We start from the raw sequence: 19,846 nt of genomic DNA, 5'->3' as shown, positions 1-19,846 counted from the left end.
CGCGGCGTCGGCGGTCGTGGCGGTGCCCCCGTCGGTGCTGCCGCCCGTGCTGTCGGTGCCGCCGGCGCCACCGGAGCAGGCGCCCAGCAGAGGGCGGTCGCCAGGGCGAGGGCGGGCAGGGCCGTGGTGCGCATGGTCGGTCGCATCCGGTGCACGCTAGGTCCGCAGTCTGGGCGCCGCGGTCAGCCACCTCCCAGGGTGTCCTCAGGTGGCCGCGATGTCCCGCCGCCGGTAGCCCAGGGCCCCAGCCGCGGTGAGGACCACCGCCACGGCGGTGGTGCCGAGCACGGCGGGCCAGTCCATGGCGTCGGTCGGCAGGAGCGGCAGGGGGGCCCAGGGGGTGAGCCCGGTCACCCAGCCCGGCAGGTCGAGGATCGCGCCGACCCATACCATGAGCAGGCTCCAGCCGACGACGACCCACACCAGCCAGGCCAGGCGTGGCGCCCATCCGTGCAGGAGCACGGCGAGGCCGAGCACGACCAGACCACCGGGCGCGAGAGCGGCTCCGGCCCCGGCGATGCGGCCCACCCAGGACCAGTCCCCCTCCGTGCGGGCCAGGTGCAGGCTCAGCACGGCGCCGGTGAGCACGAGCAGGGCGGTCGGCGCCACCGCCGCGGGGAGGAGGTGGGAGAGGAGGAGACGCAGCCGAGCGGTGGGGGTCGAGAGCACGAGCTCGGCGCGGCCGGAGTCCTCCTCGGTGGCCAGACGCTGGAAGATGCTGACCGCGAGCACCCCCGTCACGACGGCCACGAGGCTGAGCATGGCCACGAAGAAGGCCTCCGCCAGCACGGTCGTGCCGCCGCTCATGCGTTCCAGGACGGCGCGGAGGGCCGGCGTCTCCTCGAACATCGTCTCGAAGCTCGTCGACAGCGAGCCCAGGGCCGTAGCCAGCAGCACCAGCCCCAGGGTCCAGCCCAGCACGCCGCCGCGGTGGAGCCGCCAGGACAGCGCCAGCGGGGAGGCCAGGCTCCTTGGGGCCCCCGCCCGCCCCGGACGGGTCGCCCAGAGGCCGGCGCCGTGGTCCCGTCGCTCCTGCAGGGCGAGGGCCGCGCCCAGCAGGAGCACCGTGCACAGCAGGGGGATGAGGAGCACCCACCAGCGTTCCTGCGCGTAGGGCCTGGCCAGCGCCATCCACTGGACGGGGGAGAGCCAGGCGAGGCTGCGGACCGTGCTGCCCTCCTGCGCGGCGTCGGCGACGGCCCGCACGGTGTATGCGGCGCCCAGCGTCCACAGGGCGACCGAGCGTGCCGCCCGGGCGGAGCCCGTGAGCTGGGCGGCGACGGCGCCGACCCCGACGAAGACCGCCCCGACGAGCCCGGTCCCCAGCCCGAAGGCGACCGACCCTGCGGTCGGCTGGCCGGTCGCCACCATACCGAGCGTGACGAGCAGCCCGAGCGCACCGCAGGCGGCCAGCGCCACCAGGACGGCGGCCAGCAGGGGGACGTGCCGACCGAGCGACCCCGAGAGCAGGAGCTCGGTGCGGCCCTCCTCCTCGTCGGCCCGGGTGGAGCGGACGACGCCGAGGATCGCCATGATCCCGGCCATCGTCGCGACGAACGTGCCCACCCGCCAGACCGTGAACCCTCCGGCGGTGGACAGCTCGAAGGGTGGTCCGAGCATCGCCCGCATGGTGGGGTTGGCGGTCATCGAGGCGATGAGGACGTCGGCGTTGCGCGGGTCGACGACCGTCTCGTAGGCGGCGGCGACGGCGGGGACCGTGACCGCCAGCATGACCACCCAGGCGAGGTAGGGCCAGCGACCCCGCCGCAGGGCGAGGCGGACCAGCGGAGCCAGCCCGGCGAGGGCGCCCGGGCGGCTGTGGGCGCTCATGCCTGCCAGCGTACGGCGTCGCCTACCATGGCGGCATGCTGCTGGGGGAAGAGCTCATCCTGCTCCTGCTCGACGACGACTCGGGGCGGTGGCTCGTGCCGCGCCGTGCGGTGCGTCGCGCGGCCCGGGTGGCGCTGGTCGTCGAGCTGCTCGCCCGTCGGGCGATCTCGTTGGACGACGACGGTCTGCTCGTGCCGGGTCTCCCGGGTGCGACCGGCGGCGACCCGGTGCTGGACAGCGCGGCGACCCAGGTGGCGGGCCACCGGCCGCAGGAGCTGACCGAGCCGGACCGTCGTGAGCTGAGGGTGCTGGTGGAGCGGCTGAGGGGGAGAGGGGTGCTCCGCCGGGGCTACCTGTGGTGGCGCCGGCACCTGCCGCGGGACGGCCACCCCGAGGCCGGGGTGAGGGCCCGGTTGCTGGAGGCCCTGACCGTCCGTCTGCGTCCGGACCGGCACACCGCCCTCCTCGTGGCCATCGTCTTCGAGATGGACCTGCTGGCCCGGCTCTTCCCCGACCACGACCCGACGGCCCTGGCGATGCGGGCAGCCACCATCACCAGCCAGCTGCGGGACGACGCCCACTACTTCCCCAGCACCCTCGAGCAGGATGCCGCCGGCCGGGACGGCCTGGGCCTCTCCGGTCTGGCGGACGGGGCCGGGACGATTCTGGACGGGGTGGGAGCGGGCCTGGAGGCGCTCGATCTCATGGTGACGGCCGGCCGGCTGCTGCTCGCGCCCGTACGGGTGGTGTTCCGCCTGCTCGGGGATCTGCCCTGACGCATACGGTGGACCCATGCACTCCGGGATCGACCACGACCACCTGAACCCTGACGTCCGTCCCCAGGACGACCTCTTCGAGCACGTCAACGGGGGGTGGCTGGCGACGGCGACGATCCCGGACGACCGCTCCCGCTACGGCTCCTTCGACCTGCTGCGCGAGCAGGCCGAGGCGGCGGTCCGCGAGCTGATCGAGACGGCCGCCCGGGCCGAGCCGGGGCTGGACACGCCCGCGGGCAAGGTCGGCGCTCTCTACGCCAGCTTCATGGACGAGGAGCGGGTCGCCGCCCTCGGCCGGGACCCGCTGGTCGAGCCCCTGCGGGTCGTCGGGGGGGTCGTCACCCCCTCCGACGTGGTCCGGCTGAGCGGCCGGATGCAGCGTGAGGGGCTGCCCGGCCTGGTCAACCCGTGGGTGACGGCGGACGCGGGCAGCCCGGAGGACTACATCGTCTATCTGCACCAGGGTGGTCTCGGCCTGCCGGATGAGGCCTACTACACCGCGCCCGAGCACGCCGCCGTCCGGGACGCCTACCGCGCCTACCTCCGGACCCTGCTCGAGCTCGCCGCGCCGGCGCTGACGGCAGCCGGTCTCGACCTCGGCGCCGAGGCGGTGGAGCGTGTCTACGCCCTCGAGGAGCGGATCGCGGACGCCCACTGGGACCGGGTCGCCGCCCGCGACGCCGTCCGCTCCTACACCCGGGTGTCGGCCGCGGAGCTGGCTGAGCTGGCCCCGGGCTGGGACTGGGACGCCTACGCCGAGGGCCTGGGCGCACCCGAGGGCGCGCTGGCCCACGTCGTGGCGCGCCAGCCGGACGTCCTCACCGCGATGGGGATCGCCCTCACGGAGGTGCCCGTCGCCGACTGGCAGGCCTGGCTCGCCGTCCGTACCGTCGACGGTCTGGCGCCCTACCTCGACGACGAGCTGGTCGCCGCCCACTTCGCCTTCCACGGCACCGCGCTCAGCGGCACCCCGGCCAACAAGGAGCGCTGGAAGCGGGGCGTCGCGCTGGTCGAGTCGTTGCTGGGTGAGGCCGCCGGGGAGCTCTACGTCGCCGCGCACTACCCGCCGGAGGCCCACGCGCGGATGACCGAGCTGGTCGCCCACGTCACCGAGGCCTTCCGCCGTCGGATCGGCGAGCTGGAGTGGATGGGCCCGCAGACCCGTGAGAAGGCGTTGGAGAAGCTGGCCGCCTTCCGCCCGAAGGTCGGGCACCCGCCCACCTTCCGCGACTACACCGCCTACGAGCTGGACCCCGAGGACCTCGTCGGGAACGTGCGGCGGGGCGCGGCCTTCGAGACCGACCGGGAGCTGGCCAAGATCGGCCGGCCGATCGACCGGGACGAGTGGCTGATGACGCCCCAGACGGTCAACGCCTACTACCACCCGATGCTCAACGAGATCGTCTTCCCGGCCGCGATCCTGCAGCCCCCGTTCTTCGACGTGGACGCCGACGACGCCGTCAACTACGGCGGCATCGGCGCGGTCATCGCGCACGAGATCGGCCACGGCTTCGACGACCAGGGCAGCCGCTACGCCGGCGACGGGTCGCTCACCGACTGGTGGACCGAGCAGGACCGGGCGCGGTTCGACGAGCGGGCCCAGCGCCTGGTCGCGCAGTTCTCCGCGCTCTCGCCGCGGGACATCCCCGGCGAGGAGGCCACCGTCAACGGCGGCCTGACGGTGGGCGAGAACATCGGGGACCTCTGCGGCCTGGAGCTGGCCCACCTGGCCTACACGATCGCCAACGACGGGACGGCCCCGGAGCTCGACGGGTGGACGGGTGACCAGCGGTTCTTCCTGGGCTGGGGCTCGGTGTGGCGGGCGATGGCCCGTCCCGAGGAGGCGCGCCGGCTGCTGTCGGTGGATCCGCACGCCCCCGCGGACCTGCGCGCCAACACCGTGCGCAACGTGGACGCCTTCCACGAGGCCTTCGGCACGGCCGAGGGCGACGGGCTCTGGCTGGCGCCGCAGGACCGGGTGCGCGTCTTCTGATCGCAGGAATACCCCAGGGGGTATGTTCGTTGTCGACCGTGTCCATCGCCCCAGGCAGAGGAGATCCACCATGGCCACCAAGGACCTGACCGCCACCGACTTCGCCAGCACCCTCGAGAACGACGAGATCGTCCTCGTCGACTGGTGGGCCTCATGGTGCGGCCCGTGCCGGATGTTCGCCCCCGTGTACGAGGCGGCGAGCGAGCAGCACGAGGACATCGTCTTCGGCAAGGTGGACACCGAGGCCGAGCGTGAGCTGTCGGCCTCCGCGCAGATCATGTCGATCCCCACGCTCATGGCCTTCCGCCAGGGCATCCTGGTCTTCGAGCAGGCCGGCGCGCTCCCCGCGCCCGCCCTGGAGCAGGTCATCCAGGCCGTCCGCGACCTCGACATGGACGACGTGCACCGCCAGCTCGCCGAGCGGTCGGCCGCCGAGGTCCAGGAGGGGGCGGCGCGATGAGCTACGTGCTGGAGGTCACCGTCCCCCGGGACTACGCCTCGACGGTCGAGGCCACCCGGGCCGCGCTGCAGGAGCAGGGCTTCGGCATCCTCACCGAGATCGACTTCGCGGCCACGCTCAAGGCCAAGCTGGACGTCGACGTGCCCGCCCACGTCGTGCTCGGGGCGTGCCGGCCGGCGCTGGCGCACCGTGCCCTGCAGATCGACCCGGCGGTCGCGGGCGGCCACGCTCAAGGCCAAGCTGGACGTCGACGTGCCCGCCCACGTCGTGCTCGGGGCGTGCCGGCCGGCGCTGGCGCACCGTGCCCTGCAGATCGACCCGGCGGTCGCGACGGTCCTGCCCTGCAACGTCGCCGTCCGTGACCTGGGCGACGGCACGACCCGGGTCGAGGCCTTCGACCCCGACGCCATGCAGCAGCTGGCCGGGGAAGCCCTGGCCGAGGTCGCCGCGGACGCCCGGGAGCGGCTGTCGGCGGCGCTGCGCTCCCTGGGATGAGCCCGCCCGGCGCGCGGCGGGCCCCCACGCCGCAGTGCCCCATACGCCCCGGTGACCCCTGCAGCCTCTGCCAGCCCGGCGTGACCGGGCCGCAGGACTGCGGTCTGGTCTACCTCGTCATGGACGACCCGGAGATGCGGGAGGAGCTCGCGGGCCGCCGTCGCCGGGCCGCCGACCGTCGCCGTACCGCGCGGTCCACCCCGGGCTGAGCGGGCGCGGCCGGGCCGAGCGGGCTCGACCGGCCCCAGCAGGCTCAGCCGGCGGGGCGGACCCCGGTGATCCGGTGCAGCCCGAAGGACCGCACCACGTCCCCGTCCCCCACCGCGGCGCGCACCCGACCGGCCTCCAGGCCCAGCGGCCGCACGAGGTGGGTCGCCACCCCGCCCGCGTCGTCGGCATACCCGATCCAGCAGGCCCCACCCTCGGCCACGGCCTCGCGCAGGGTGGCGGCGATGACCACGGGGTCGGTGGCCAGGTCCTCGGACCCGCGCTCCGCAGCCCCCTCGCCACGCCGCACGATCCCCACCACCGCCGTGGCGACCTGCCGGTCCACGCCGGACACCCGCACCGGGGCAGCGGCCCGTCGCTGGACCCGCCGGGCGGTCTGCGGGAACAGCTCGGCACCACCGCCCGCGCCCTCGACCACCGGGCCGTACTGCTCCTCGCGCAGCAGGTCGACGACGGTGGGGGCGGGCACGGGGCTCACGAGCACCGTGGGGGCGACGCGCCGCCACTGCAGCACCGACAGGGCGCGGTCGTGCTCGACGCGGTCGAGCAGGGCGGGGTCGTCGGAGCGCAGGTAGGCGGCGCAGGCGCCGACGGTGGCCTGGCCGTGGCGCCGGGCGACGTCCCGCACGAGGTAGTCCAGGGGCTGGGGGACGCCGGTGCGGGACACCGCCGCCAGCTCGGTGAGCAGCCGGTCGGCGGACCAGCCGGCGTCCAGGGCCCGTCGCACGCTGGTCTCGGTGAACCGGTGCACGCTGGCGCCCCCGCGGGACTCGATGTCGCTCACCAGGTGCAGCAGGGTGCGGGCGGCCCCGTCCAGGCGCCCGGGGGCGACCGCGGTGAGGTCGGCCTGCAGGAGCACGTGGTCCACGGCGGGCGGGACCAGCGGCTCCATCGCCCGGGCAGCCGCCGCGAGGCGCTCCTGGTCCGAGGTGTCCTGGGCCCCGGCGAGGAGCAGGCGCCCGGGCGTCGACAGCGCGCCCCGGCCCGTCATGCCGGCCCACTCCGCCTCGCGCAGGACGACCTCCGGACCCGAGGCGGGGTCACCGCCGGCCCGCGCGGCCCGGATCGGGTGCCGCCAGCGCAGCAGCTCGCCCAGGTGCTCGGCGTCGGCCACCGCGCCGGGGGGCAGCGCGGCCAGCGCGGCCAGGGCGTCGTGCCGCCGCCGCCGGGCCGGCGGGTAGGAGGTCGCCGTGGTGAGCGCGTTGACCCGGCCTCCCTCGCCCGACCCGACCAGGGAGGGGGCCGCCGACATGGACCACCAGGCCGCCGCCAGCCGGGCCCACCGCTCGCCCGCGTCGACCAGCAGCCAGCCGTCGGCGTCGGTGGTCGGCACCCACGACGGCTCGTCGCCGCGGCGGTCGTCGACGCCGAGCAGACCGGCCGCGTGGGCGGTCTCCAGCAGCCAGGCCGTCTCGGCCTCCGGGATCTCCAGGTGGGCCGCCAGCCGGTGCAGGTCGCGGACGGCCAGACCGCCGGAGCGCAGGACGCGCGGGGGACGCACGCCCCACCGGTCGACGATCTCGGTGACCAGGACGACCAGGTCGCCGGCCCGGCCACCGGCGGCGGCGTCGACCACCTCCTGCGCCACGTGGGAGGTCGGCACCCGGGGCGGGTCCACGGCGGGGTGCCGGTGGAGCCGGCCACCCCGGAGCGCCAGGGCCACCTGTCGCGGCAGCACCACGTGGTCCTCGTCGACCCGCAGCAGCAGCCCGGCCTCCACCAGGGCGGTCCCGGCGGCCGCCATCGGGCCGCTGCGGCTCAGCGCCCCGGTGGCCGGACCCCAGGTCAGGGCGTCGAGCAGGTGCCGGGCCGGTCCGTCGGTCGCGGCCAGGGCGGCGTCCAGGGCGTCACCCTCCGGGACCTCCGGCCCGGCTGGTCCGAGCCCCGCCGGTCCGAACGTCGTCGCCGCCGACCCGGTGGCCGCCGGGCCGGGGCCGCCGGGCCGGTCGTCCTCCTCGCCCAGCACCTGGGCCACGGCCCGGGTGGCGCGCACCCCTTCCGGGGAGCGCCAGCACAGGGCGAGCAGGACCAGCCGGTCGAGCAGCTCGCCCGCCCGTCGCTCGTCGGTGGCCAGGAGGGCGGCGACCTGGGCCGCCTCGCACGGCGAGGCCACCACCACGGCCTCCAGCGCCTGGAGGTGGGCCAGGTCCAGCCCGTCGAGCGCGCGGTGGAGGGAGGCCCGCGTCGTCGCGCGGGCGGCCAGGGCGGTGACGTCGGCCGGTGCCGGGCGGGCGAGGTCCGGACGGGCCTCCAGCAGGGCCACGAGCTCGGCGTCGGACCGGGCGCGCAGGTCGTCGGCCAGCGACCTCAGGGTCCCCACGGCCCGCCGATCAACGGATCACCCGTAGAGGGCGTCATAGACCCTGGCGAAGCGCTCGAAGCGCTCGGTGTAGTAGGGGCGCCGGTCGTAGTCGGGCGTGAGCGTCGTGCCCCGGTCGGGCCGGGCCCGCCGCACCCCGGGGGCCACGGACTCCAGGGCCAGCAGGGCCGTGCCGTGCAGCGTGGAGCGCTTGATCGTCACCGGGGTCACCGGGGTGCGCATGGCGTCGGCCAGCACCCGCATCAGCTCGGGGTGGCCGGCGGCCACCGAGCCGCCGGCGTAGAGCTTCTCCGGCTGCGGGGCCACCTCCCGGAGCTGGGCGGCGATGCGGGCGTAGGCCAGGGCGATGCCCTCGAGCACCCCGCGGTAGACCTCGGCGGGGGTGGAGGCGGCCGTGACCCCCGTCATCACCGCGCGGGCGTCGGCGGCCCATCCGGTGCTGCGCTCGCCGGTGAAGAAGGGCAGCACGAGCGGGGTCGTCTCGTGCGGCTCGGCCGTGAGCGCCTCCGCGAGGTCGTCCGGGTCCACCTGGTCCAGGGCCAGGGTCACCTCGGCCCAGGCCAGGGCCCGGCCGACGTCGTTGAGAGCCCCGCCGATGAGGGAGCGGTCGTGGGAGACGCGGTAGCACCACAGGCCCGGGGGGAGCTCCTCGGGCATGACGCGCACGAGCACCCGCAGCGCCCCGGACGTCGCGCAGGAGGCGCCGATGGCGGTCTCGTCGTGCGCGCCGAGCCCGACGTTGGCGGCCAGGCCGTCGGCGATGGCGGCGAACCAGCGGGCGTCCGCGAGGGCCGGCCAGCGCCGGGCCAGCCGGGCGCGCTGCTTGTCACCGATCTCCAGGGGCTGGTCCAGGTGGTGGATCGGCGGCAGCTGCTCCAGGCCGATCCCGCAGATCTCCACCAGCTCGGGGTACCACTGCGCCGTGTGCCGGTCGACGAGGCCGGTCCACGCCGCCGTCGAGGTGCCCGTGCCGAGGGCACCGGTGAGCGCCCGCAGCACGTAGTCGCCCAGCGACAGGAAGTGCGCGGCCCGCTCCATGACCTCCGGCTGCTCGGCCGACAGCCAGCGCAGCCGCGCGGGCCAGTAGCTCGCGTGCACGCGGGTGCCCGTGCGCTGCTGGAGGCGCTCCTCCGACAGCTCCTTCCGCAGCCCCTCCACCTGGGAGCCGGGACGGGCGTCGGCATACGTGTAGCAGGGGGTGAGGGGCGAGCCGTCGGCGTCGACGACGACCAGGGACGAGGCGAAGGTGTCGATCGCCACCGCGGCGACCTGCTCCTTGCGCAGGCCCCCCAGCAGCTCCTCCATCACCTGCTCGATCTCGGTGACCACCTGGTCGGGGTCGATCTCCGAGCCCCCGCCGGGGACCACGGTGAAGGAGTGGGAGACCTTGGCGCGCCGGCCGACCGGCCGTCCCTGCGCGTCGTAGATCATGCCCCTGGTGGCGGAGGAGCCGACGTCCAGGGCGAGCACCAGGGGAGCGTCGGCGTCCTTGAGGTCGATCTCGAAGCTCGAGGCCATAGGGCCTCACTCTAGGGGAGCGCCTCGGCATGGCACGATCGGCACGTGCACCCCTCGACCGCGCTCGCGACCGTCCTCGTCGACGAGCTCGTCCGAGGCGGGGTGCGGGAGGCGGTGCTGGCCCCGGGGTCCCGCTCCGCGCCGCTGGCCTACGCCCTGGAGGCGGCCGAGCGCGCCGGGCGGCTGCGGCTGCACGTGCGGGTCGACGAACGCTCGGCAGGTTTCCTGGCGCTCGGTATGGCGCGCGCCACCGGGCTGCCGGTGCCGGTCGTCACCACCTCCGGCACCGCGGTCACCAACCTGCACCCGGCCGTCCTGGAGGCGCACCACGCCGGGGTGCCGCTCGTCGTTGTCTCCGCCGACCGCCCGGCCGAGCTGCGCGGCACGGGGGCGAACCAGACCACCGTCCAGCCCGGGCTCTTCGGCCGGGCCGTCCGGTGGGAGACCGACCTGCCGGCCCCCGGGGCGGTGGACGACGCGGCCGGGGCCTTCTGGCGGACCACCGTCTGCCGGGCGCTCGCCGCCGCCACAGGTCGCACCGACCCCTACGGCGGGGGTCCGGTGCACATCGACGTGGCCTTCCGCGACCCCCTCGCGCCGGACCCGGCGGACGGGGGCGGGCCGGCGCTCGGCCGGGGGCCGGCAGGGCCCGGTGGGCTCGGTGGCCGGGAGGACGGCGGGCCGTGGACGCGCGCGGAGGCCGTGCCGGGGGTGGCCGGCCGACCGGTCGACCCGGACGGGGACACCGGCGGGCGCACCCTCGTGCTGCTGGGGGATCTGCCGGAGCCGGCGCTGACGCGCCGTGCGCTGCTCTGGGCCGAGGACGCCGGGTGGCCTGTGCTGGCCGAACCCTTCGGCGTCCTGCCCGTCGGGGGGACGGTCGTGCCGCACGGGGTGCTGCTCGCGGCCCGGCTGGCGGCGGGTGACCCCGAGCTGGAGGCGCGGCTGGCCCCCGACCGCGTCGTGGTGGTCGGGCGGCTCACGCTCTTCCGCGAGCTGGGGGCGCTGCTGCGGCGGCCGGGGACGGTCGTCGAGCAGGTCTCGCCCGCCGCGGCCTGGACCGACCCGTCCCACGTGGTGCACCGGGTGCACGGGGCCGGGGTGCTGGGCGTCCCGCCCGCCAGGGCGAAGGGGTGGCAGGACTGGGTGGACGCGTGGGTGGGGGCGGGGCGGGCCCTCACGCCGGGGGTGCGGCAGGCCACGCAGGGGGCGACCGGGCCGGGCGTCGCGGCGGCGGTGGCGGCGGTGCTGGGCGAGGACGACGTGCTCGTCCTCGGCTCGTCCAACGCGCCGCGCGACCTGGCCCTGGCCCACGACGGCACCGGGTCCGCGGCCCGCGTGGTCGCCTCCCGCGGCCTCGCGGGCATCGACGGCACCGTGTCCACCGCGGTGGGGGTGGCTCTCACGACCTCCGGACGCACCGTCGCCCTCATGGGGGACCTGACCTTCCTGCACGACACCAACGGGCTGCTCATCGGCCCGGCGGAGCCGGTGCCCGACCTGACCGTCGTCGTGGTCGACGACGACGGCGGCGGCATCTTCAGCACCCTCGAGTACGGCGAGCCGGCCCGGTCGGCCACGGCCGAGGCGGTCGCCGCCACCGAGCGGATCTTCGGCACCCCGCACGGCACCGACCTGGCAGCGCTGTGCGCCGCCCACGGGGTCGACCACCGGCGGGTCGGGACCACGGAGGAGCTCGCGCGGGCCCTCGCCGAGCCGGCCGGCGGTCTGAGGGTGCTGGTCGTGCCGGTCGACCGGTCCACGCACCGCGCCCTGCGCGACCGGGTCCGGGCGTTGCGTGGCTGAGCGGCCCGGCGGCGCCCCCGGCAGCGTCGGCGCCGTCCTGGTGGTCTTCGCCGCGGCCGGCTTCGCGATGGGGCAGACCGTGGCGCGGGTGCCGGCCCTGCGCGACGCCGTCGGGGCCACCACGGCCGAGCTCGGGCTGGCCCTCATGGGGATGGGGGTCGGGTCGCTCCTGGCCATGCCCTTCACCGGGCGGCTGGTGGACCGCTTCGGCAGCCGGGCGGTGGTGAGCGCCGCTGTGCTGGTCGCCTGCACCGGGTATGCCGCGCTCGCCGCGGCGCCGTCCGTGGTCGCCCTGCTCGCGACGCTCGTCGTCACGGGCACGGCCGTCGGCGTGTGGGACGTCGCGATGAACATCCAGGCCTCGCACGTCGAGCGGCACCGGGACCGGGCGTGGATGCCCTACTTCCACGCCGCCTTCTCCTTCGGGGCCGTCCTGGGGTCGGGTGCGGGCGCGCTCGCGGCCTGGCGCGGGGTGGGGCTGGTCCAGCTGCCGGTCCTCGCGGCCGTCACCGCGGTCGTCGCGGTGACGGCGCTGCGGCGTTTCGTGCGGGAGGTGCACGAGCCCGGCGCACCGCATACCCCGTCCCCGGCGGAGCCGGCACCCGCCCGCTCCGGGCTCACCCGGGTGGAGGTCCTCATCGGCCTGGTCTGCCTGGCGGCCGCGCTCGCGGAGGGGGCCGCCAACGACTGGCTGGCGCTGCTGCTGGTGGACGTGCAGGGCGCGCCCGCGGCCTTCGGGGCCCTCACCCTCACCGCCTTCAACGTCACGATGACGGTCGGGCGGGTCCTCGCGGGCCCGGCGACCGACCGGCTCGGGCGCGCCGGGGTCGTGCGCGTCGGCGGGGTGCTGGCGGCGGCCGGGATCCTCGTGGTCACGCTGGTGCCCTCGCTGCCGCTGGCCATCGTCGGGGGCCTGCTGTGGGGGCTCGGCGTGTCGGCCGTCTTCCCGGCGGCGATGTCGGCGGCAGGGGAGGTCCCGGGGCGGGGCAACCGGGCCATCACCGTCGTCTCGACCATCGCCTACGGCGCCTTCCTCTTCGGGGCACCCACCATCGGGCTGCTGGGCGAGGCGGTCGGGTTGGACCGGGCGCTGCTGCTCGTCGTCGCCTTCCTGGCCCTCATGGTGGTGCTCTCCCCGGTGATGACGGTGCGACACCGGCGGGCGGCCGACCGGCTCGGGACGGCCTCGGGCAGGATGTCGGGATGACGCTGCGGCTGCGACCACCGACCGCCGAGGACGAGGCGACCCTGCGCGCGATGCACGAGCAGCTGGCCCGGGAGGACTTCGAGTTCCTCCTCGCCGACGGCCCGTGGCCGCACGTGCTGGCGCAGGTCGAGCGGGAGTCGCGCGGGGTGGGTCTGCCCGAGGGTCGGGTGCCGGCCGACTTCCTCGTGGCCGAGGTCGAGGGCGAGCCCGTGGGCCGGGTCTCCGTCCGTCACCGGCTCACCCCCTTCCTGGAGGAGGTCGGAGGGCACGTCGGGTATGCCGTCGCCCCGCAGTTCCGGCGGCAGGGCTACGGCTCGCAGATCCTGGCGCAGGCGGTGCGCCGGCTGGCGGCCCTCGGGGTCGACCGGGTGCTGGTGACGTGCGACGACGACAACGAGGCCTCCGCGAGGACCATCGAGCGGTGCGGCGGGGTGCTGGAGGACGTCCGGCCGCAACCCGGCGGCGGCCCGCCGAAGCGGCGCTACTGGATCCAGGCGCACCAGGGCTGAGTGCGCAGGGCCGCGCCGGACGCCAGGGTCACCCCAGCCCGAGGGCGTGGCGCATGGCGCTGAGCTTGACCTCGGTCTCGGCCAGCTCGGCCTGGGGGTCGCTCGCGGCCACGATGCCCCCACCGGCGAAGATGCGCATCGAGTGGCGGTCGTCGGCGAGCTCGCCGCAGCGCAGGGCGATCCCCCAGTCCCCGTCGCCCGAGCCGTCGACCCAGCCCACCGGACCGGCGTAGCGGCCCCGGTCCATGCCCTCGAGCTCGGCGATGACCCGGAAGGCCGCGTCGGTGGGCGTGCCGCACACCGCCGCGGAGGGGTGGAGCGCCGCCGCCAGCGACAGCGACGTGGCGCCGCTGCGCAGGGTCCCGCTCAGGTCGCTGGCGAGGTGGTAGACGTCGGGCAGCTCCAGCACGTAGGGCGCCTCGGGCACGACCAGGTCGGTGCAGTGCGGTGCGAGGGCCTCGGCGACCGAGCGGACGGCGTAGGCGTGCTCGTCCAGGTCCTTCTCGCTGCGGACCAGGCTCATCCGGGGGTCTGCGTGGGCGGCGAGGCCGGCCGGTCGCTCCGGGGCGGGGACGCCGTCGGGTCGACGGAGGGTGCCGGCCAGCACGCGGGAGCGGGCCCGGCCGCCCTGGAGCCGGACGAGCATCTCGGGGGTCGCCCCGACCAGGCCGGCGACCGAGAACGTCCAGGTGGCCGCATACCTCTTCTCGAGCCGCTCCAGGACCGGGGCGATCCGCACCGGTCGCCCGTCCCGGTGGTGGACGGCGACGTCGCGGGCGAGCACCACCTTGTCCACGTCCCCCGCGGCGATCCGGGTGATCGCCCGGGAGACGACCTGCGGCCAGTCCTGGGGCGCGACGCTCCCCTCGGTCTCGACCAGGGGGTCGAGCCGGCCCAGCGCGGGGTTGGTCCGCGACAGGATCTCGGCGGGGTGGGTGGCGGGCCAGGGCTCCTCCCCGACGACGACGTGCGTGATCCAGGCCAGGCCGTCCCTCCGGCCGATGAGCACGCGGGGGACGGTGAGCACGCTGGCGTCCACGGAGTCGGCCGAGAACGCGAAGGACCCGAAGGCGACCAGCCCGGAGCCCGGCAGCCGGACCTCGTCCTCCACCTCCGCGTGCGACCGCAGTGCCGACCACCAGTCCTCGGCCCGCGCGAAGCGGTCCGCCCCGGAGGTCTCGACCTGCGCGACGCGGCCCCACCCGACCATCCCGTCACCCTCCCGCAGCCAGGCCACGACCTCCCGGGGGTCGACCTCGTCGGGGACCCGGGTCAGCAGGTCGCCGGTGGCGTCGACGGCGACGGTGCGCACGCGCAGCCGGGGGACCTCGGGGGACACAGCGGACCACTGTAGGCCGTGGTGGGAGGATGACCGTCATGAGCCCCACGCGCGCGCACCTGGACAAGCAGCCCTCGGAGGTCGCCGAGATGTTCGACGGCGTGGCCCGGCGCTACGACCTCACCAACACCGTGCTCACGGGCGGCCTGGACGGGCTGTGGCGCCGCACCGCCACGCGGGCTGTCGACGCCCGGCCCGGCGAGCGGGTGCTCGACATCGCCGCCGGCACGGGTGTCTCGTCGGTCCCCTACGCCGACCGGGGGATCCAGGTCGTGCCCGCCGACTTCTCGGTGGGCATGCTCCGCGAGGGCCACCGCCGGCGTCCCGACCTGCCCTTCACCGCGGCGGACGCGATGGCCCTGCCGTTCGCCGACGGGTCCTTCGACGCCGTGACGATGAGCTTCGGGCTGCGCAACGTCGCCGACGTCGACCGGGCGCTGCGGGAGTTCCTGCGCGTGACCCGGCCGGGCGGGCGGCTGCTCGTCATGGAGTTCAGCACCCCGACGGTCCCGGTCCTGTCGACCGCCTACGACAAGGTGGCGCTGCGGGTGCTGCCCGCCGTCGCGCGCGCGACCTCCTCCAACCCGGAGTCCTACGAGTACCTCACCGAGTCGATCCGCGCCTGGCCCGACCAGCGGGCGCTCGCCGGGCAGATCCGCGCCGCCGGCTGGGAGCAGGTGCGCTGGCGCAACCTGACCGGCGGGATCGTCGCGCTCCACCACGCCGTCGCGCCCGGGCGGGCGGGCGGGCTGACCTAGGCGGTCGGGGCGCAGAGCCGCCCCGGGAAGGAAGGGAACGACATGGATGTCGAGCTGGTGGAGGTCCGCGACTTCCTCGCGCAGCACCCTCCCTTCGACGCGCTGCCGCCCGAGGTGCTCGACGACCTGCCGCGACGGTTCACCATGACCTACGCCCGGCGGGGCACCGAGATCCTCCCGCAGGGCCAGCGGGGCGACCGGTTGTGGCTCGTCCGCTCGGGGGCGGTCGACATCACCGACGACGGTCAGCTGGTGGACCGGGTGGGCGCGGGCGGGGCCTTCGGCATGTCCGCGGTCGTCGAGCACGGACCGACGAGGTATGCCGTCCACGCCCGGGAGGACACGCTGCTGCTGACCCTGCCGCAGGCCGACTTCGACGAGCTCGCGGGCAGGCACCCCGCGGTGGCCGTCCACTTCGCCGCGACCCACCACGGGCGGATCCGCACGGCCCTGGGGCAGCTGCAGTCCTCCAGCCGGGGGTCGGCGGTGCTGCGGACGTCGGTGCGCGACCTCATCCGGGCCGAGCCGGTGGGCACCGGGCCGGGGACGAGCATCGCCGAGGCGGCCCGGGTGATGACCGAGGCCTCGGTGTCGTCCCTGCTCGTCATGGAGGGGGAACGGCTGCTGGGGATCGTCACCGACCGCGACCTGCGGCGCCGCGTGCTGGCAGCCGGGGTGTCGCCGGAGCGGCCGGTGAGCGAGGTGATGACCGCCGGCCCGGTCACCGTGGGGGAGGGGGCCCTCGCCCTCGAGGTGCTGCTGGAGATGACGGCCCGCAACATCCACCACCTGCCCGTCCTGGGGCACGACGGGAGCGTCGTGGGGCTGGTCACCACCACCGACCTGGTCCGGCTGGAGCGGTCCAACCCGGTCTACCTCGTGTCGGACATCGCCTCCCAGGAGCACCTGGACGGGGTGGTCGAGCAGGCGCGCCGGATCCCCTCGGTCGTCCAGCAGCTGGTGGCCGAGGACGCGACGGCGGAGGACATCGGCCGGGTCACCACGAAGCTGGTCGAGGCCGTGACGACCAGGCTCCTGGAGCTGGCCGCCGCCGAGCTGGAGGCCGGGGGCCACGGCGGTCCACCGGGCGGCTACGCCTGGGCGGCGCTGGGGTCGGTGGCCCGCGAGGAGGTCGGGCTCGGCGGCGACCAGGACCACGCCCTGGTGCTGGCCGACGACGCCGACCCGGACGACCCGTGGTGGGCCGGGCTGGCCGAGCGGGTCACCGCAGGCCTGGAGGCGTGCGGCTGGCGCCGCTGCGACGGGGACGTCATGGCCACCAACCCGCAGTGGCGGATGACGGCGGGGCAGTGGCGGGCGCAGTTCGCCCGATGGAGCCACGAGCCCAGGCCGGAGGCGGTCCTGTGGGCGGCCATCTTCTACGACATGCGGGCCGTCCACGGTGACGCCTCGCTGGTGGAGCGGCTGCGGGCCGAGGTGGTCCCGGCGGGGGGCCGGTCGGACCTGCTCATGGCCTACCTCACCGGCCAGGCCTCGCGCATGCGCCCGCCGATCGGCTTCTTCCGGCACTTCGTGCTCGAGGACGCGGGGGAGCACCGGGACACGCTGGACCTCAAGCGCGGCGTCGCGGCGATCGTGCAGCTCGCCCGGGTCCACACCCTGCGCGCCGGCTCGACCGCCCTCGGCACCGGGGAGCGGCTGCAGGTGGCGGCGACCCGAGGGCAGCTGTCCGCGGAGGGGGCCGCCGACCTGCGGGACGCCTTCGAGCTGCTGTCCTACCTGCGGCTGCGCCACCAGGCCGAGCAGGTCCGGCTCGGCCGGCAGCCCGACAACCACCTGGACCCGGGGCGGCTCAGCGGGCTGGACCGCCGTCACCTGCGCGACGCGTTCCAGATCGTGCGGACGGCTCAGCAGGGGCTGACCTCGCGGCTGCCGCAGGTCGGCTGAGGACCTCGTGGGGATCTTCGGGCGCCGTGGTCCGTCGAGGCGGTCGTCGCGGCCGCCGGCCGGGGTCCTCGCCGACCTGGCCGCAGCACCCACCGTGCCTGCAGACACCCCCCTGGCCGAGGTGGAGCTGCTGGCGATGGACCTCGAGGCGACCGGTCTGGACCCGCGCCGCCACGAGATGCTCGCCATCGGGATGGTGCCCGTCCGCGGCCGCCAGATCCTGCTCGCCGGCGCGCGGCACCTGCCGGTCCGCCCCCGCGGTGACGTCGGCCAGTCCGCCACGCTCCACGGCCTCACCGACGACGATCTCGCCACCGCCGCACCCGTGGAGGAGGTGCTCCCGCAGGTCCTCGCCGCGTTCCTGCCGGAGGCGCCGAGCACGTCCACCGGCACCGCCATACCCCCGGTCCACCCGCACCGTCGGGTGCTGCTCGCCCACTTCGCCCAGGTGGAGACCACCTTCCTGGCGGCGGCGTCCCGCGAGGTCCTCGGCGGCACCGTCGGTCTGCAGGTCGTGGACACGATGGAGGTCGAGCGGCGGCTCGTCCTGCGGACCCCGGTGCAGGAGCTGCGGGAGGGGCGGGTCCGGCTCGACGCGTGCCGCCGCCGGCGCGGCCTGCCCCGCTACCGCGCGCACTCGGCACTGACCGACGCCCTGGCCTGCGCCGAGCTCTTCCTGGCCCAGTGCGCCGAGCTGGAGGAGCTCTGGGGGCGCCCCCCGACGCTGGGCGACCTCGCGGAGCGCCGCCTGCGCTGACCGGGCACGGCATTTGGGCCACGCCGCCGGTCGGTAATTCCTGCCAGGAGGGGCTTGGCAGGGGCACTCCGGAGGCGCGACTAGACTCGGCCGAGTTCGTGAAAGTCGTCACAAGCGAGGCTGGCAGACGTGAGTGAGCAGGTCGAGACGGCAGACGTCATCGTCGTCGGGGCGGGCCCCGGCGGGTCGGCGACGGCCGCCTACCTGGCGCAGCACGGGCTGGACGTGCTGCTGCTGGAGAAGGGGTCCTTCCCGCGCGACAAGATCTGCGGGGACGGGCTGACGCCCCGTGCGGTCCGGGAGCTCATCAGCCTCGGGGTGCCGCACCGCGAGGAGGACGGCTGGCACCGGACCAAGGGTCTGCGGATCCTCGGCGGTGGTGTCCGGATGGAGCTGGACTGGCCCGGCAACGCGAGCTTCCCCGGGTACGGCCTGGTCCGCAGGCGGACCGACCTGGACGAGGTCCTGGCCCGTCACGCGCAGTCGCGGGGTGCACGCCTGCACGAGCGCACCAACGTCTCCGAGCCGATCCTCGACCGCCGGGGTGATGTCTGCGGCGTCACCGCCAAGGTCATGGACGAGCGGGGCCGCGCCACGGGGGAGACCCGCGAGTTCCGCGCGCCGGTCGTCGTGGCCGCGGACGGCGTCTCGAGCCGGCTCTCGCTCGCCATGGACCGCCCCAAGCGGGACGACCGCCCGATGGGGGTGGCGGTCCGCACCTACTTCACGACCCCTCGGCACGACGACGACTACCTCGAGTCCTGGCTGGAGCTGTGGGCCAGGGGCGAGGACGGCGGGCAGGACGTGCTCATGCCCGGCTACGGCTGGATCTTCCCCCTGGGGGACGGCACCGCCAACGTGGGGCTGGGCATCCTCGACACCGCGAAGGAGTTCGGCACCTTCGACTCCCGCGACGTCATGCGGCGCTGGGTCGCGACCATGCCGCCGGAGTGGGGCTTCTCCGAGGAGACCCAGCTGGGTCCGATCCGCGGTGCCGCGCTGCCGATGTGCTTCAACCGGCAGCCCCTCTACGACCGCGGCCTGCTCCTGGTCGGCGACTCGGGCGGGATGGTCAACCCCTTCAACGGGGAGGGCATCGCCGAGGCGATGGAGGCCGGCCGGCACGCGGCCGAGGTCATCGCCTCCGCGCTGGCCCGCGCCACCCCGGGCGAGCGCGAGGCGGTGCTCCAGTCCTACCCGGCGGTGATGAAGGACGCCCTGGGCGGCTACTACATGCTCGGCAAGCAGTTCGCCACCCTCATCGGCAAGCCCGAGATCATGCGTCTGGCCGTCCGCTACGGCCTGCCCCGCAAGGCCCTCATGCGCCTGCTGCTCAAGATCATGGCCAACCTCCCGCAGGAGCGGGGCGGCCGCCTCGACGACCACGTCATCAACGCGCTGAGCCGGATGACCCCTGCCGCATGATCGGCACGCGTGCGCTTAGGATTGCACTGCGTCCGACCCTGACCAAGGCGTGCCCGACGCCGAGCGAGTCCCGAAAGGAGTCCAGGCTCTGATGGACTACCACCCGTATCTTCCGGTCGTCTTCTTCCTCTTCTTCGGTCTCCTCTTCGCCTTCGGGTCCGTCTTCGGCGGTGGCCTGCTGGGCCGGGTGAGCTACAACCGGGCCAAGGCCGAGGCCTACGAGTGCGGCATCCAGCCGACGCCCCAGGCTCACGAGGGCGGCCGGGTCCCGGTCAAGTACTACCTGACCGCCATGCTGTTCATCGTCTTCGACGTCGAGGTCCTCTTCCTCTACCCCTTCGCGGTGGCCTTCGACCAGGTCGGGCTCTTCTCGGTGCTGGCGATGCTCCTGTTCCTCGTGGTGGTCTCGGTCCCGTTCGTCTACGAGTGGAGCCGGGGTGGGCTCGAGTGGGACTGATCCCGGGTATGACGTCAGGCGGTGCGCACGCGCACCGCTCCTTCACGCAGATGGGTGTTG

17 protein-coding genes and 1 pseudogene are annotated in these 19,846 nt (G+C 75.5%); 14 read left to right on the top strand and 4 right to left on the bottom strand.

Annotation, left to right across the window (positions count from 1 at the left end; all coding sequences use genetic code 11):
* Positions 1–204 precede the first annotated feature (204 nt).
* The gene (locus E3Z34_RS13770) at positions 205–1,830 is read right to left on the bottom strand and encodes an ABC transporter permease (protein ID WP_134774064.1); all 1,626 of its coding nucleotides are present in this window, start codon (positions 1,828–1,830) and stop codon (positions 205–207) included.
* Positions 1,831–1,865: 35 nt separating this feature from the next.
* On the opposite strand from E3Z34_RS13770, the gene E3Z34_RS13765 reads away from it, so the two are divergent.
* The 6 genes and pseudogenes from E3Z34_RS13765 (at position 1,866) to E3Z34_RS19915 (ending at position 5,763) form a co-directional block, all read left to right on the top strand.
* Positions 1,866–2,606: a GPP34 family phosphoprotein gene (locus E3Z34_RS13765; protein WP_134774063.1), complete on the top strand. Its 741-nt coding sequence runs from the start codon at positions 1,866–1,868 to the stop codon at positions 2,604–2,606.
* A 16-nt stretch (positions 2,607–2,622) separates the two neighbouring features.
* Positions 2,623–4,599, top strand: a complete 1,977-nt coding sequence (locus E3Z34_RS13760; RefSeq protein ID WP_134774062.1) for a M13 family metallopeptidase — start codon at positions 2,623–2,625, stop codon at positions 4,597–4,599.
* 70 nt (positions 4,600–4,669) lie between these two features.
* The gene (gene trxA, locus E3Z34_RS13755; protein ID WP_134774061.1) at positions 4,670–5,059 is read left to right on the top strand and encodes a thioredoxin; all 390 of its coding nucleotides are present in this window, start codon (positions 4,670–4,672) and stop codon (positions 5,057–5,059) included.
* A pseudogene (locus E3Z34_RS20335) lies at positions 5,056–5,220 on the top strand (DUF302 domain-containing protein); the annotation flags it as partial. The gene trxA and the pseudogene E3Z34_RS20335, both read left to right, overlap by 4 nt.
* Before the next feature lie 28 nt (positions 5,221–5,248).
* The gene (locus E3Z34_RS19545; protein ID WP_202976954.1) at positions 5,249–5,554 is read left to right on the top strand and encodes a DUF302 domain-containing protein; all 306 of its coding nucleotides are present in this window, start codon (positions 5,249–5,251) and stop codon (positions 5,552–5,554) included.
* Complete coding sequence (locus E3Z34_RS19915) at positions 5,551–5,763, top strand: DUF6767 domain-containing protein (RefSeq protein ID WP_134774058.1); 213 nt, start codon at positions 5,551–5,553, stop codon at positions 5,761–5,763. The genes E3Z34_RS19545 and E3Z34_RS19915 overlap by 4 nt, the downstream gene beginning before the upstream one ends.
* 44 nt (positions 5,764–5,807) lie before the next feature.
* Here E3Z34_RS19915 and E3Z34_RS13735 read toward each other — a convergent pair whose 3' ends face one another.
* Both E3Z34_RS13735 and E3Z34_RS13730 read right to left on the bottom strand, forming a co-directional pair.
* Positions 5,808–8,102: a helicase-associated domain-containing protein gene (locus tag E3Z34_RS13735; protein ID WP_134774057.1), complete on the bottom strand. Its 2,295-nt coding sequence runs from the start codon at positions 8,100–8,102 to the stop codon at positions 5,808–5,810.
* Positions 8,103–8,120: 18 nt separating this feature from the next.
* Complete coding sequence (locus E3Z34_RS13730; RefSeq protein ID WP_134774056.1) at positions 8,121–9,620, bottom strand: gluconokinase; 1,500 nt, start codon at positions 9,618–9,620, stop codon at positions 8,121–8,123.
* A gap of 45 nt (positions 9,621–9,665) precedes the next feature.
* On the opposite strand from E3Z34_RS13730, the gene menD reads away from it, so the two are divergent.
* From menD to E3Z34_RS13715, 3 genes are read left to right on the top strand one after another with little or no spacing between them, the layout of a single operon-like run.
* A complete protein-coding gene (gene menD, locus E3Z34_RS13725) occupies positions 9,666–11,426 on the top strand; it encodes a 2-succinyl-5-enolpyruvyl-6-hydroxy-3-cyclohexene-1-carboxylic-acid synthase (RefSeq protein ID WP_134774055.1) in 1,761 nt (586 codons plus the stop codon).
* Positions 11,419–12,633 (top strand): MFS transporter, encoded by a 1,215-nt coding sequence (locus tag E3Z34_RS13720; RefSeq protein ID WP_134774054.1) that lies wholly within the window; start codon positions 11,419–11,421, stop codon positions 12,631–12,633. Before menD ends, E3Z34_RS13720 begins: the two co-directional genes overlap by 8 nt.
* Positions 12,630–13,142, top strand: a complete 513-nt coding sequence (locus tag E3Z34_RS13715; RefSeq protein WP_134774053.1) for a GNAT family N-acetyltransferase — start codon at positions 12,630–12,632, stop codon at positions 13,140–13,142. Before E3Z34_RS13720 ends, E3Z34_RS13715 begins: the two co-directional genes overlap by 4 nt.
* A gap of 28 nt (positions 13,143–13,170) precedes the next feature.
* Here the strand turns inward: E3Z34_RS13715 and E3Z34_RS13710 are convergent, their stop codons facing one another.
* Entirely contained in the window at positions 13,171–14,481 is a 1,311-nt protein-coding gene (locus tag E3Z34_RS13710) for an isochorismate synthase (RefSeq protein ID WP_134774052.1), read from the bottom strand.
* A 38-nt stretch (positions 14,482–14,519) separates the two neighbouring features.
* Between E3Z34_RS13710 and E3Z34_RS13705 the strand changes: the two genes are divergently transcribed.
* The 5 genes from E3Z34_RS13705 to E3Z34_RS13685 all read left to right on the top strand — a co-directional run bounded on the left by E3Z34_RS13705 (position 14,520) and on the right by E3Z34_RS13685 (position 19,786).
* Complete coding sequence (locus E3Z34_RS13705) at positions 14,520–15,239, top strand: demethylmenaquinone methyltransferase (RefSeq protein ID WP_134774051.1); 720 nt, start codon at positions 14,520–14,522, stop codon at positions 15,237–15,239.
* 42 nt (positions 15,240–15,281) lie between these two features.
* On the top strand, positions 15,282–17,147 hold the full coding sequence (locus tag E3Z34_RS13700; protein WP_134774050.1) for a putative nucleotidyltransferase substrate binding domain-containing protein: 1,866 nt from the start codon (positions 15,282–15,284) through the stop codon (positions 17,145–17,147).
* A 94-nt stretch (positions 17,148–17,241) separates the two neighbouring features.
* The gene (locus tag E3Z34_RS13695) at positions 17,242–17,904 is read left to right on the top strand and encodes an exonuclease domain-containing protein (RefSeq protein WP_238695184.1); all 663 of its coding nucleotides are present in this window, start codon (positions 17,242–17,244) and stop codon (positions 17,902–17,904) included.
* 129 nt (positions 17,905–18,033) lie between these two features.
* Positions 18,034–19,329: a geranylgeranyl reductase family protein gene (locus tag E3Z34_RS13690; RefSeq protein WP_134774048.1), complete on the top strand. Its 1,296-nt coding sequence runs from the start codon at positions 18,034–18,036 to the stop codon at positions 19,327–19,329.
* A gap of 91 nt (positions 19,330–19,420) precedes the next feature.
* Positions 19,421–19,786 (top strand): NADH-quinone oxidoreductase subunit A, encoded by a 366-nt coding sequence (locus E3Z34_RS13685; RefSeq protein ID WP_134774047.1) that lies wholly within the window; start codon positions 19,421–19,423, stop codon positions 19,784–19,786.
* Positions 19,787–19,846: the final 60 nt, after the last annotated feature.

This window comes from Ornithinimicrobium flavum, assembly GCF_004526345.1.
GTDB classification, from domain to species: domain Bacteria; phylum Actinomycetota; class Actinomycetes; order Actinomycetales; family Dermatophilaceae; genus Ornithinicoccus; species Ornithinicoccus flavus.
Note: the sequence above shows the minus strand (reverse complement) of the source record. Positions and strands in the feature narration are given on the sequence as shown.

Coding starts and splice junctions, on each gene's coding strand:
- E3Z34_RS13770 (WP_134774064.1), bottom strand. CDS start 1,830: ATGAGCGCCCACAGCCGCCCGGGCGCCCTCGCCGGGCTGGCTCCGCTG.
- E3Z34_RS13765 (WP_134774063.1), top strand. CDS start 1,866: ATGCTGCTGGGGGAAGAGCTCATCCTGCTCCTGCTCGACGACGACTCG.
- E3Z34_RS13760 (WP_134774062.1), top strand. CDS start 2,623: ATGCACTCCGGGATCGACCACGACCACCTGAACCCTGACGTCCGTCCC.
- trxA (WP_134774061.1), top strand. CDS start 4,670: ATGGCCACCAAGGACCTGACCGCCACCGACTTCGCCAGCACCCTCGAG.
- E3Z34_RS19915 (WP_134774058.1), top strand. CDS start 5,551: ATGAGCCCGCCCGGCGCGCGGCGGGCCCCCACGCCGCAGTGCCCCATA.
- E3Z34_RS13730 (WP_134774056.1), bottom strand. CDS start 9,620: ATGGCCTCGAGCTTCGAGATCGACCTCAAGGACGCCGACGCTCCCCTG.
- E3Z34_RS13715 (WP_134774053.1), top strand. CDS start 12,630: ATGACGCTGCGGCTGCGACCACCGACCGCCGAGGACGAGGCGACCCTG.
- E3Z34_RS13705 (WP_134774051.1), top strand. CDS start 14,520: ATGAGCCCCACGCGCGCGCACCTGGACAAGCAGCCCTCGGAGGTCGCC.
- E3Z34_RS13700 (WP_134774050.1), top strand. CDS start 15,282: ATGGATGTCGAGCTGGTGGAGGTCCGCGACTTCCTCGCGCAGCACCCT.
- E3Z34_RS13685 (WP_134774047.1), top strand. CDS start 19,421: ATGGACTACCACCCGTATCTTCCGGTCGTCTTCTTCCTCTTCTTCGGT.